This is a genomic window from Rhodopseudomonas rhenobacensis, assembly GCF_014203125.1.
Lineage (GTDB): Bacteria > Pseudomonadota > Alphaproteobacteria > Rhizobiales > Xanthobacteraceae > Rhodopseudomonas_A > Rhodopseudomonas_A rhenobacensis.
In genome coordinates this window covers 240,340-252,762 of record NZ_JACHIH010000002.1, presented here as the reverse complement: position 1 = coordinate 252,762, position 12,423 = coordinate 240,340, and the positions used below count along the sequence as shown (strand labels likewise).

Genomic DNA, 12,423 nt, shown 5'->3' with positions numbered 1-12,423 from the left:
GTGCGCTGCAGCAGCTACGCGTTCTAACTCCCGCGCACTGCGATCCAGATCAGGTGTCGCGCGCCGCCGCGCTTGCCCATCGCCCGCACCGGAACTTGGTCGACCGCAAATCCGGCCTGCCGCAGCCGGCGGGTGAACGCCGCATCCGGTCCCGACGACCACACCGCCAGCACGCCGCCTTGGCGCAACGCCTGACACGCGGCGCGCAGCCCGACCGCGTCGTACAAGGCGTCGTTGGCGGTGCGCGACAGCCCGTCGGGGCCGTTGTCGACATCGAGCAGGATGGCGTCGTAGCGCGCCTTGCCGGCGCGGATCGCTTCGCCGACGTCGCCTGCGATGATAGTGAGCCGGTTGTCCGCCATGCTGTCGCCGAACACCGGCGCCATCTCGGTGCGTGCCCAGGCGACCACTGCCGGCACCAGCTCGGCGACCTCGATCGCGGCGTCGGGGCCGAGTGCGGCGAGGGCTGCGCGCAGCGTGAACCCCATGCCGAGCCCGCCGATCAGAATCCGCGGTCCGCTGGTCGGTGCCGTCGCGCGATCCGTCAGGCGGGCGAAGGCCAGCGTCGCCAACGCTTCCTCGGAGCCGCCGAGCCGGCTGTTCATCAGCTCGTTGCCGCCGAGCCGGATCGAGAATTCGTCGCCGCGCCGCAGCAACCGCAATTCGCCGCCGCCGGGGATCAACGTGGTATCGAGCAAGGACCAGGGAATCACGGGGCTGCGCCGACCCTAACGCGCGGAGGCGGCGAGGCTGGCCGCCGGGGCGCTGATGCGGCGGAAGCGCAGCACGATGCGGGTGCCGCTGTGCTTCGGGTCGCGTTCGACCGCGGCCTCCAACTTGGTGGCCATGGCGTTGACGATGCGCTGGCCCATCCCGGTCGACTCCGGGTTGACCTTGACGTTGAGCCCGACGCCGTCGTCGGCGATCGACAGTTCGACGTCGTCGCCGGCGGCGTGCAGCTCGACGTGAATCGGGCCGGCGGCGTCCGGATAGGCGTATTTCACCGCGTTCATCACCAGCTCGTTGACGATGATGCCGATCGCCACCGCGCGGTCGGGGTCGATCTCGACCGCTTCGGATTTCAGCGTCAGCCGCGACATCCGGTTGCCTTCGGCGGAGCGCCGCAGATCTTCCAGCAGCGCTTCGAGATACTGATTCAGCAGCACGCTTTTCAGATCGTGTGAAGTGTAGAGACGGCGGTGCACCTGCGCCACCGCGGCGACCCGGCCCATTGCATTGGTCAGCGCCGCCTTGACGTCGGCCTGCTTGCTCGACGAGGCCTGCAGATGCAGCAGCGAGGCGATGATCTGCAGCGAGTTGCCGACCCGGTGGTTGACCTCGCGCAGCAGCATTTCGCGCTCGGCGGCGAGCGCGGCGTAGCGGTCGCGCGAGGCGTGCACTTCGGCGACCGCGTCGTCGCGCGCCTTGCGAATCCGCGCCTGCTGCAGCGCCTGCTCGGTGGCGACGTGCAGCAGCGGCACGAAATCGCCGTGGGTGTCCTTCATCAGGTAGTCGGCGGCGCCGGCCTTCAGCGCGGTCACCGCGATCGAGGAATCCTGCGACGCGGTGACGAACACCACCGGCGGCGGATTGGGAATGTTCTGGATCTGCTCCAGCGTCTCCAACCCGTCGAGGCCGGGCATGTACTGGTCGAGCGCCACCACATCAATGCCGCCCTGGCGCAGCCGGGCGAGGCCGGCTTCGCCGCTGGAGGCATGCACCACGCAATAGCCCTGGCGCTGCAGGCCGCGGGTCACCAGCCGCCCGAGCGCCTCGTCATCGTCGATATAGAGCAGCGTGGGGGCGGGGGTGGTCATGCGATGGTTTCAGGCACCTGGATCACGGAGAAGAACAGCCCGAGCTGGCGGATGGCGTTGGCGAAGCTCTCATAATTGACCGGCTTGGTGATGTAGACATTACACCCAAGCTCGTAGCAACGCTTGATTTCGTGGGCGTCGTCGGTGGTGGTCAGCACCACGACGGGGGTGCATTTGAGATGATCGTTTTCCTTGACCCGGCGCAGGATGTCGATGCCGGAGGTGTCGGGCAGGTTGAGGTCGAGCAGGATCAACAGCGCCTGGCCCTTGTGCTCGATGCCGCTGCCGTCCGGCCCGAACAGGTAATCGAGCGCGGCTGTACCGTTGGTGAACGGAATGATCTCGTTGTTGACGCCGGAGCGGCGGATATTGCGCTCGATCAGACGGGCGTGGCCCTCGTCGTCCTCGATCATGATGATGGTGACAGGCTTGCTCATGCTTGCGAATCCCGATTTGCAGCCGACCATTTGGCCGGAAGGGTGATCGTAAAGGTGCTGCCGGTGCCGAGTTCGGACGACACCGTCATGGTGCCGCCGAGCCGCCGGACCAGGGCGCGGACGTGGGCCAGGCCGATTCCCTGTCCGGGACGATCCTGTGTACCCGCACGGCGGAAAAGGTCAAAAATCCGCTGGTGATCCTTGGGGTCGATGCCGCGGCCATTGTCGGCGACTTCGAAGATTGCAAAACCGAGCTTCTGGCGGCCGCGCACGCGGATCTCGCCGGGAACGCCGTTTTTGAGATATTTCAACGCGTTGTCGATCAGATTGGAGAAGATCTGCTCGATCGCCAGGCGGTCGCTGACGATCTGCGGCAACGGCTCGATGTGGATCTCGGCCTCCGCCTCGGCGGCCTGATGCGCCACCGTGGAGACGATGCCCTCGATCAGTTCGCGGGTGTCGATCAGCACCGGCTTGAATTCGCGGCGGCCCTCGCGGGTCAGGTTGAGGATGGCGCTGATCAGCCGGTCCATCTTGGCGATCGAGGACTTGATGAAGCCGAGCGCCTCGGTGAAGTCCTGCGACAGCTGCTTGTCGGCTCCGCTAAGTTTGGGCTCGGCGTCGTTGTCGGCGTTTTCCGGCATTGGATTCGGCGATGCCGCACGTTCCAGCGTGGCGATGCGGCGGAAGATGTCGCCGCGCAGCTCCTCGAGTTCGCTGGTGAAGCCCATGATGTTGACCAGCGGCGAGCGCAGGTCGTGGCTGACGATGTAGGCGAATCGCTGGATTTCGTCGTTGGCCTCGCGCAGGTCGGCGGTGCGCTCCAGCACGGTGGATTCCAGGTTGAGATTGCTGTCGCGCAGCCGCGTCTCGGCCTCGTCGCGGGCGGCTGCGGAGCGGCGCACCAGAAAGATCGAGATCGCCGCCAGCAGCAGCACCAGCCCGGAGCCCGAGGTGGTGACGATGGCGGCCAACGCCTGGCTGCGGTCGGCGGTGGTGGTGCGCGCGCGGAACAGCCGCTGCTCCTCGGCGCTCATCTCCAGCGACAGCGTCCGGATCCGGTTCATGGTGTCGCGGCCGGCATTGACGCGGATCATCTCGGTGGCGGCGTCGAGCTTGTTGTCGCGGCCCAATTCCAGCACCCGGCGGAATTGCGCCAGCCGGGCTTCGGCCAGCGCCATGATCTCGATCACCGCGCGCTGCTGCTCTGGATTGTCGCGGGTCTGCTCCTGCAAGGTGCGCAGCAGCGGCGGAATGCCTCCGGCCGCCGCCTCGTAGTCGTCGAGGAAGCCCTGTTCCTGGGTCAGCAGATAGCCGCGCTCGGCGCTTTCGGCGCGGCGGATCTGCAGCAGCGACAGCGAAATCTGGTTCTCGACTTCCAGCGTGTGCGCCACCCAGGCGGCATCCTCGCGCGCCCGCTGCAGCCAGTACACCGAGGCGATGCTGATCACCACCAGCACCGCGAATGCGATGCCGAGCAGCGCAATTTGCAGCATCGAACGCTGCCGGGCGCGGGCCTGTGTCACCACGCGGCACCCAAACCGTCAAAACTGAAGTTCAATCCATCCCCCGGCGGAACCCGCACAAAATCGAGCTACAACGTTCCAGCCCGCGAAAGGTTCCGTAACCGGGCTCAGGGCTTCTTGCTGTCGCCCGCGGCCAGATAATGCTCCAGCCAATGGATATGGTAGTCGCCGTCGATGATGCCGGGCTCGCGGACCAGCGCCCGGAACAGCGGCAGCGTGGTCTCGATGCCGTCGACCACCATCTCGTCGAGCGCCCGGCGCAGCCGCATCAGGCATTCCGCCCGGGTCTTGCCGTGCACGATCAGCTTGCCGACCATGGAGTCGTAATAGGGCGGGATCACATAGCCCTGATACACCGCCGAATCGATCCGCACCCCGAGCCCGCCGGGCGGATGGTAGCGCGCGATCTTGCCGGGCGATGGCCGGAAGGTCACCGGGTTCTCGGCGTTGACCCGGCATTCGATGGCATGGCCGTTGAGCACGATCTCGTCCTGGGTGCAGGGCAGGTCGCCGCCGGCGGCGACGCGGATCTGCTCCAGCACGAGGTCGATGCCGGTGATCATCTCGGTGACCGGATGCTCGACCTGGATTCGGGTGTTCATCTCGATGAAGTAGAACTCGCCGTCCTCGTAGAGGAATTCGATGGTGCCGACGCCGAGATACTGCATGTCCTGCATCGCCTTGGCGCAGGTCGCGCCGATCCTGGCGCGGGCCTCGGCGCTGAGCACCGGCGAGGGGCCTTCTTCCCAGACCTTCTGGTGGCGGCGCTGCAGCGAGCAGTCGCGCTCGCCGAGATGGATGGCGCCGCCGCGGCCGTCGCCGAGCACCTGGATCTCGATGTGGCGCGGCTTCTGCAGATATTTCTCGAGATAAACCGAGGCGTCGCCGAATGCCGACTTGGCCTCGTTGCCGGCGGTCGACAGCGCCAGCATCAGGTCGGCTTCGGTCTGCGCCACCTTCATGCCGCGGCCGCCGCCGCCGGAGGCGGCCTTGACCAGCACCGGAAAGCCGATCGCCTTGGCGATCGCCATGGCGTCGTCCTCGGGGCCGACCGCGCCCTCGGAGCCCGGCACCACCGGAATGCCGAGCCGCTTGGCGGTCTTTTTGGCCTCGATCTTGTCGCCCATCAGCCGGATGTGCTCGGATTTCGGGCCGATGAAATGCAGATTGTGCTCGGCCAGGATCTCGGCGAAGCGGGCGTTCTCGGACAGAAAGCCGTAGCCGGGATGCACCGCGTCGGCGCCGGTGATCTCGCAGGCGGCGAGCAACGCCGGGATGTTGAGGTAGCTGTCCTTGGACGGCGGCGGCCCGATGCAGACGCTCTCGTCGGCGAGCCGGACATGCATGGCGTCGGCGTCGGCGGTGGAGTGCACCGCGACGGTGGCGATGCCGAGCTCCTTGCAGGCCCGCAACACGCGCAGCGCGATCTCGCCGCGATTGGCTATCAGGATTTTGTCGAACATGGCTGTACCGAGCTGTGAGGGCGAAAGACGCGAATAGCGAGTGGCGAATAGCGAATGGAAAGCGCAGGGGGGCGTCGCCGGCTTGGTCGGTGTCGTCCCTATTCGCTATTCGCTACTCCCCATTCGCCCTTACTCTATGACGACCAACGGCTCGCCGAATTCGACCGGCTGGCCGTCTTCGACCAGGATCTGGGTCACGGTGCCGGCGCGTGGCGACGGAATCTGGTTCATCGTCTTCATCGCCTCGATGATGAACAGCGTCTCGCCGGCGCGGACCTTGCTGCCGACCTCGACGAACGGCTTGGCGCCGGGCTCCGAGGCCCAATACACCGTGCCGACCATCGGCGAGGGCACCATGCCGGGGTGCTTGGCGACGTCGGCGACCGGGGCGGGGCCGGCAGCCGCCGCCGGGGCGGCGGCCGCATGGCCGGTCGGCACCGCGGCGGAAATCGTCACGGTGCGGGCGACCCGCACCCGCAGGCCGGCGCGCTCGATCTCGATCTCGGTCAGATTGGTCTCGTCGAGCAGCAGCGCGAGTTCGCGGATCAGCGCGTTGTCGTCAGCCGCCTTGGGGGTCGCGGCGGCTTTGTCTTCAGGCGGGCGGGCCATATTCTCGATCCAAGCTTTCGTGGTGATGGGGTGCGTCAGGCTTGCGCGCTGGCGCCGATTTTTGCGGCGAGGCCGCTGATGGCAAGGCGGTAGCCGTCGATGCCGAAGCCGCACAGGCTGGCGAAGGCGGCTTTCGCCGTAAAGGAATGGTGGCGGAAGCTCTCGCGGGCGTGGATGTTGCTGACGTGGACCTCGACGGTCGGGATCCGCACCGCGACCAGCGCGTCGTGCAGCGCGATCGAGGTGTGGGAATAGCCGCCGGCGTTGAGGATGATGCCGACTGCCTTGGTGGCGTGGGCGTCGTGGATGAAGTCGATCAACTCGCCCTCGCGGTTGGACTGCCGGCAATCCGCCAGCAAACCGAACCGCGCCGCGGTCTCGGCGCACAGCCGTTCCACATCCGCCAGCGTGGCGTGCCCGTAGATCTCAGGCTCGCGCAAGCCGAGCAGATTGAGGTTCGGACCGTTGAGGACATAGACTGTCTTGGGCATCACAATCCTGGTTTCGTCTGCGACCGTCGCACGCACCGATCAACCGAGCTCCGACAGGCGCGCCTGCGGCGCAGCTCTCTGACGGACCTCTCTTTCGATGGGGCAACGAGAAATCAGATGTCTTTGCGGCTTTCCGAGGTCCGCTGCTCACCGCGAGGCCACGCGATCCGAGCGACGCACCGGTTTTCTTGGCGGTTTATAAGTAACCTTACGGAGAAGGGAAAGCCTCCAGAGCCGAGAAAGCCCCGGTTCGGCACTCATTCGTTTTGCCAGCAGTGCTCGACAAGTCGCGGAAACGACTGATTAACCATCGGCGTGGAGGCAGTGGGCGTGGCCGCGGTGGCGCGAACCTGTCTTTCGTATAATTACGCAAAAGGGGCGGCCCGGCGGCCGCCCCCTGGTTCGTTGCGATGGTGTCGGTCAGCCGGCTCAGGCGTCGAGCACCGCGACGATCTCGAAGCTGCGCGGGTCGACCACCACGATCTGGTCGCGGACCAGGAAGAACTCGTAGCCGCGCCAATCCGGGTAGACCGAGATGATTTCGGTCGGAAGCGGGTGGAAGTGCACCTCGCGCGGCACCCGCGTGCCGACCGAGATCGCGAAGTTGACGTTGGTGACCGGCTGGATGCGCTGCTGCTTGATCACCGTGGTGATCTTGGTGCGCTGCTCGCCGGACAGCTTGGCGCCGGCGCCGGCCTGGCCGGTGGTGGTCGAGGAGCGGTTGTTGTCGGCGGCGTTGCGGTTGCCGTCCTTGGCGTCCTTCGCACCCTCGGCCTTCATGTCCTTGCCGGCCTTATCGCCCTTGTCGGCGCTCATCCCGGACTTCTGGCCCGGGGTCGAATCCTGCGCGCGCTGGTTCGGCTGGGCACCCGGCGCCATCTTCTCGTTCGACTGCGTCGACTTCATGCCGCCTTCGGCCGAACCCCGGCCGGACTCCGCACCCTGCGAGCTCGGTTGATTGCTGGAGCCGGCGGCGGACGGCGCCGCGGCGCCGCTCGAAGACCCGGCGCTGCCGGGGCTGCCGCCCGGGCTCTGTGCGCTTACCGCGCTGGTGCCGATGATCAATGCGGCGGTGGCAACGGATACTAGGAAACGTTTGCTCATCTTAAGTTTCTCCTCGCGTTTGCGTCTGCCCGCGCAATAACCGGAGGGTTGGCGTCATGTTCCTGGGCGTGACCGCGCGCAGCAGCTTTGTTTTGTGAATGCGAGATGAAGATGGAACGCGCCGGCCTGCGGTCTAAAGCGCGAAGGGCGACATCGCGTCGCCTGCTGACATCTGACGCGACGATCGAAAAATCCAGCGAACGTTGCGCTTGGTCGTGAAACGACGCCGCCGCGCGATCGGGGATCACGCGGCGGCGGTTTCGCTTCGTTAGTTGAACCTACTTCTTGCCCATGTCGGACTTGTCGCTGCTCATGCCGCTCGGCGCCGCGGCACCGGGCGCCATGCCCTGCGTCGTCTTCTTGCTGTCGCTGGCACCGCGGGCGGACTCGGTGCCCTGAGAACTCGGCTGGTTGCTCGACGTGGTGTTGGGCGAGGCAGCGGTGCTCGACGAGCCGGCGCTGCCGGGCGTGCCGCCCGAGGTCTGCGCGCTCGCGGCGCTGCTACCAGCGATCAATGCGGCGGCGGCGATCGACATCATAAGGCGCTTGTTCATTCGTGTTCCTCCTCATTGTTGCAATCTGCCATCGACAACTGGAGGAGTGGCATCATGTTCCGGCGAACGTCCGGTTCCCAGTGGGTTTTGTTTTGTCATATCCTGATAAGCGACGGGGAACATTATGTTTCGTGCTGCGGCGAACTAACTTCGAATCGACGCGCCTCTTCTGCGGCGCAACAAACGACGAAAGATTCATTGACCGGGGTCAAAATCGCTCTTCGTCTTTGGTCCGATCTGAGGCATGATCGCGCAGCTTCACCAATGGGGGCGACATTGGGAGGTCTCATGGCTCTTTATAGGGTGCAATTCTTCAAGGACATTCTTGGAGACAACGGCCATCACGCCGAAGTCTGCCAGCACTTGCTTGAGGTCGAAGCTGCCAACAGCTGCGACGCCGGCGAGCTTGCCAAGCTGAAGTTCTGCGAGACCGAACATCTGACTGACTGGTCGCTGCGCGCCGATCGCCTGCGAGTGTCGGAGAGCGAGTGCCCCGCGACTCGCCATACCGCGCATTAGCCGCAAAGCCGGCGAGGGCGCATCGCCGCGCTGTTCACGGGACTATTGTCGCCCGCCTTTGCCGTAGCACTTACCTCAATTTCTGCGATCGTCCCTGCTGATCAATCGACCGCGGTCACGACCGGACCACGGGCGGTTCGATGAGCTTGTCGGGAAACGCCGTGGCGCTCAGCAGGTCGCCTTGCCGCAGCGGGCGATGCCGATCTTTTCCTTCAGCGCCTCGAGACCGACCGCGCCGACCACCACCTGCTTGCCGATCACATAGCTCGGGGTGCCGTTCATGCCCATCGCCTCGGCGAGCTTGAAGTTCTCCTCGATGGTGGCGCGCACTTCGGGGCTGGCGAGGTCCTTTTCCAAGCGCGCCATATCGAGGCCGGCGTCCTTGGCGGCGGCGATCGAGCGCGCCTTGTCGGCCTGGCCGCGGCCGTTCAACAGCTTCTGGTGGAAGTCGAGATACTTCTTGCCGGTGGGGTCCTGCATCCGCACCGCGACGGCAACCTGGGCGGCTTCCACCGAGCCCGGCCCGAGCACCGGGAATTCCTTCAGCACCACCTTGAGCTTGGGATCGTCCTTCATCAGCTCCAGCATGTCGGTCATGGCGCGCTTGCAGTAGCCGCAATTGTAATCGAAGAACTCGACGAAGGAGACGTCGCCGTCCTTGTTGCCGAGCGTGACGCCGCGCGGCGAATTGAAGATGGTCTGGGCGTTCTGCGCGATCGCGGCCTGATGCTTCTCGGCCTCGGCAATCGCCTGCCGCTTGTTCAGTTCGGCGGAGACTTCCTCCAGCACTTCCGGATGCGCCAACAGATAGCTGCGCACGATGGTCTCGATCTGACCGCGCTGGTCGTCGGAGAACGCCTGCGCCGATGCGAGGCTCGGCATCGCGGCGAGGGCGAGCCCGAACAGGGCGGAGGCGAACAGGCGAAGCGGCGGCATGGGCAAATCCTTTTGAGAATGCTGGTTCTTAAATGCTCAAAGCCGATTCTGCGACCGGATTGAGCTGAATTTGTGAAGCGAGGCCGGGGCGCGGCGTCACTTCGTCGGCTTGGTGGCGACGATGTCGTCGGCCTTGACCCAGCCCGGCGAGCCGACCGCGAACCTCGTCTTGGCGCGGGAGGCGAGTTCGCGCGCGGTCTTGGCGTCGCCGCGCAGGAACGCGGCCTGCGCCGCGGCGAGATCGGCCTGGGCGTAGTCGCCCTTGCGGCCATAGGCCATCGCCAGCTGCGAATAGCCGAGCGGCGCCTCGGTCTCGCGCGCCAGCGCCGCGCGCAGGATGCCGATCGCCTCGTCGGTGGTGGCCTTGTTGTCGGAGGCGACCAGCGCTTGTCCCAGCAGCATCGAGATCAACGGCGCGCCGCCCGTCATCGCCACCGCCTTGCGCAGCGGCGCCACCGCTTCCGCGGGGCGGCCGCCTTCCAGCAGCGCCTGGCCGCGCAGCTCATAGAAATACGGATTGTTCGGCTGCTGCTGGAGCAAGCCGTCGATCTGGCTCAGCGCCGAGCGCAGGTCGCCGTGCAGATAGGTGCTGATGGCGCGGGCATAGCGCGCCGGCAGGGTGTCGTTGGACAGCGGATAGCGCCGGTTGACGGTGTCGGGCTTCTCCATGAAGCCGGAGGTCTTGGCGCGCATCATGTCGTGGCGCAGCTGCAGCGCGGCGTCGTCCTTCTTGTCCCAATACGGGCTGGAGCGCGCCAGCTCTTCGAGCGCGCGGACGCGCTCGGCCGGCATCGGATGCGACTGCGAATAGGGATCGGCCCCGCGCGCCGCGAACAGGCTGTCGTCGGTGAAGCGCTTGAAGGTCTCGTACATGCCCTTCGGCGATTGCCCGGTGGCGGTGAGGAACTTGACCCCGGCGCGGTCGGCGTTCTCCTCCTGCTGGCGCTGATACGACAGCAGGTTGCGGCGGATCATCTCCTGCGGCGCGCTCAACGCCGCCATGCCGATGTTGCTGGCGGCGCCTTCGCTGCCGCTCTTGGCGCCGGCCACCATGGCGCCGACGCCGAGCATCATCGCCACGATCATCTGGGTCTGCGCCTGCGCCAATTGTTCGCGCAGCTTCGACAGATGGCCGCCGGCGAGATGGCCGGTCTCGTGCGCCAGGACGCCGATCAGTTGATTCGGGGTCTGCGACTGCATCAGCGCGCCGTAATTGACGAAGATCCGCCGGCCGTCGGCGACGAAGGCGTTGAAGGTCGGGTCGTTGATGATCGCGACCTGGATGTTCTGCTTCTCCAGCCCCGCGGTGCGCAGGATCGGCCTGGTGTAGTCGCGCAGCAATTGCTCGATCTCGGTGTCGCGCAACAGCCGCGGGCCGTTGCCGCCCTGTTGCGCCGCTGCCGGAAATGGCGCCAGCGCCAGCGCTGCGGCGACCAGCAGCGCGGTCAGCCGGACACCGAGACGATGAAGGGCCACGCGGGCCGCGAATTGCTGTGGTTTAATCATTGGCCATGGTTCGATTGCGGGATATGCCCTAGCAACCCCCGGAATGGGGCGGCAGCGCGGCGCCGTCGGCGTAACCCTCGATTGTAAAACCAGCCGGAGATAGCAGATTCCGATGCACGATGCGACAGGGCCGGACCGCGCCAAGCGGCTGATCGAACGGGTGCTGACGCCGTCCGGGCGCAGCGACGTGCCGCCGTTCATGGTGATGGACGTGATGGCGGCGGCGGAGCGGATCGAAGCCTCAGGCGGCCATGTGATTCATCTCGAGGTCGGCCAGCCCGCGGCCGCAGCGCCGCGCAGCGCGATCGACGCCGCGCATGCCGCGCTGGAGCAGGGTCGCATCGACTACACCTCGGCGCTCGGCATTCCCTTGTTGCGCGAGCGAATCGCGCGGCACTATCGCGAGGCCTATGGCTGCACCGTCGACCCCGGCCGCATCGTGGTCACCACCGGCTCCTCCGGCGCCTTTATTCTCGCGTTCCTGGCGATGTTCGAGCCCGGCGACCGCGTCGCGGTGACGGTGCCGGGCTATCCGCCGTATCGCCATATCCTCACCGCGCTCGGCTGCGAGCCGGTGCTGATCGAGACTCATAGCGTGACCCGCCACGCCTTGACCGGCGAGGCGCTGCTTGCGGCGCACCGCAAGGCGCCGCTGAAGGGCGTGCTGGTGGCGAGCCCCGGCAATCCGACCGGCACGATGATGACCCGCGAGGCGTTGACCGAGCTGATGGGCGTCGCGGCGCGCGAGGGCATCGGCTTCATCTCCGACGAGATCTATCACGGGCTCGACTATGCCTTCCCGGCGGTGACCGCCGCGGAACTGTCGCCGAACGCGGTGGTGATCAACTCGTTCTCGAAATATTTCTGCATGACCGGCTGGCGGGTCGGCTGGATGGTGGTGCCGGAGGCCTTGGTGCGGCCGATCGAGCGGCTGCAGCAAAATCTCGCGATCTCGGTGCCGACGCTGTCGCAGATCGCCGCCGCCGCGGCGTTCGAGGGCCGCGCCGAGATGGAAGCGGTGAAGCGCGGCTACGAGGAGAACCGCAAAATCCTGATCACAGGTTTGCCACAAGCCGGTTTGACCGAGTTCCTGCCGGCGGACGGCGCGTTCTATCTCTATGCCGACGTCTCGAAATTCACCGACGACAGTTTCGCGTTCGCCCAGCGAATGCTGCAGGAAGCCCATGTCGCGGCGACACCCGGCGTCGACTTCGATCCGGTGCGCGGCCGCAGCTTCGTGCGGTTCTCCTACGCCCGTTCGGCAACCGACATGCACGAGGCGGTGGCGCGGATCAGCAAATGGCTTGCGCAACAACGGCCGATATAAGCCTTAGGATACTTGCGCCGCGTCCCGCTTGCCCGCTATAGCGGGATCGATAATTTCCTTTCCGGAGAATTCTCGTGCCAATCGTTTCAGCCGCGTCCTATGGCGCGAACAGAAACAACGCTGCGCTTGAAGCG

General features: G+C 66.1%; 13 protein-coding genes. 2 read left to right on the top strand and 11 right to left on the bottom strand.

Annotated features, from left to right (window positions below; all coding sequences use genetic code 11):
- Nucleotides 1-23: 23 nt before the first annotated feature.
- From HNR60_RS03075 to HNR60_RS03035, 9 genes are all read right to left on the bottom strand, one after another.
- Nucleotides 24-713 carry an MnmC family methyltransferase gene (locus tag HNR60_RS03075; protein ID WP_184254166.1) on the bottom strand — a complete coding sequence of 230 codons (690 nt, stop codon included), beginning with the start codon at nt 711-713 and terminating at the stop codon, nt 24-26.
- A 15-nt stretch (nt 714-728) separates the two neighbouring features.
- Complete coding sequence (locus HNR60_RS03070; protein ID WP_184254163.1) at nt 729-1,817, bottom strand: response regulator; 1,089 nt, start codon at nt 1,815-1,817, stop codon at nt 729-731.
- Nucleotides 1,814-2,254 (bottom strand): response regulator, encoded by a 441-nt coding sequence (locus HNR60_RS03065; protein WP_184254161.1) that lies wholly within the window; start codon nt 2,252-2,254, stop codon nt 1,814-1,816. The genes HNR60_RS03070 and HNR60_RS03065 overlap by 4 nt, the downstream gene beginning before the upstream one ends.
- A complete protein-coding gene (locus HNR60_RS03060; protein ID WP_210313193.1) occupies nt 2,251-3,750 on the bottom strand; it encodes a sensor histidine kinase in 1,500 nt (499 codons plus the stop codon). Before HNR60_RS03060 ends, HNR60_RS03065 begins: the two co-directional genes overlap by 4 nt.
- A 137-nt stretch (nt 3,751-3,887) precedes the next feature.
- The gene (gene accC / locus HNR60_RS03055; protein WP_184254157.1) at nt 3,888-5,243 is read right to left on the bottom strand and encodes an acetyl-CoA carboxylase biotin carboxylase subunit; all 1,356 of its coding nucleotides are present in this window, start codon (nt 5,241-5,243) and stop codon (nt 3,888-3,890) included.
- A gap of 129 nt (nt 5,244-5,372) precedes the next feature.
- Entirely contained in the window at nt 5,373-5,852 is a 480-nt protein-coding gene (gene accB, locus HNR60_RS03050; RefSeq protein ID WP_184254154.1) for an acetyl-CoA carboxylase biotin carboxyl carrier protein, read from the bottom strand.
- 35 nt (nt 5,853-5,887) lie between these two features.
- Nucleotides 5,888-6,343: a type II 3-dehydroquinate dehydratase gene (aroQ, locus tag HNR60_RS03045; protein ID WP_184254152.1), complete on the bottom strand. Its 456-nt coding sequence runs from the start codon at nt 6,341-6,343 to the stop codon at nt 5,888-5,890.
- 429 nt (nt 6,344-6,772) lie between these two features.
- Nucleotides 6,773-7,447 carry a DUF1236 domain-containing protein gene (locus HNR60_RS03040; RefSeq protein ID WP_184254150.1) on the bottom strand — a complete coding sequence of 225 codons (675 nt, stop codon included), beginning with the start codon at nt 7,445-7,447 and terminating at the stop codon, nt 6,773-6,775.
- Between the two features lie 278 nt (nt 7,448-7,725).
- Nucleotides 7,726-8,001, bottom strand: a complete 276-nt coding sequence (locus tag HNR60_RS03035) for a hypothetical protein (protein ID WP_184254148.1) — start codon at nt 7,999-8,001, stop codon at nt 7,726-7,728.
- Between the two features lie 288 nt (nt 8,002-8,289).
- Between HNR60_RS03035 and HNR60_RS03030 the strand changes: the two genes are divergently transcribed.
- A complete protein-coding gene (locus tag HNR60_RS03030; protein WP_184254146.1) occupies nt 8,290-8,520 on the top strand; it encodes a hypothetical protein in 231 nt (76 codons plus the stop codon).
- A 168-nt stretch (nt 8,521-8,688) separates the two neighbouring features.
- On the opposite strand, the gene HNR60_RS03025 is transcribed toward HNR60_RS03030, so the two are convergent.
- Nucleotides 8,689-9,456, bottom strand: a complete 768-nt coding sequence (locus HNR60_RS03025; protein ID WP_184254144.1) for a DsbA family protein — start codon at nt 9,454-9,456, stop codon at nt 8,689-8,691.
- Nucleotides 9,457-9,552: 96 nt separating this feature from the next.
- Complete coding sequence (locus tag HNR60_RS03020; RefSeq protein ID WP_184254142.1) at nt 9,553-10,962, bottom strand: M48 family metalloprotease; 1,410 nt, start codon at nt 10,960-10,962, stop codon at nt 9,553-9,555.
- Between the two features lie 112 nt (nt 10,963-11,074).
- On the opposite strand from HNR60_RS03020, the gene HNR60_RS03015 reads away from it, so the two are divergent.
- Entirely contained in the window at nt 11,075-12,289 is a 1,215-nt protein-coding gene (locus HNR60_RS03015) for a pyridoxal phosphate-dependent aminotransferase (RefSeq protein ID WP_184254140.1), read from the top strand.
- Nucleotides 12,290-12,423: the final 134 nt, after the last annotated feature.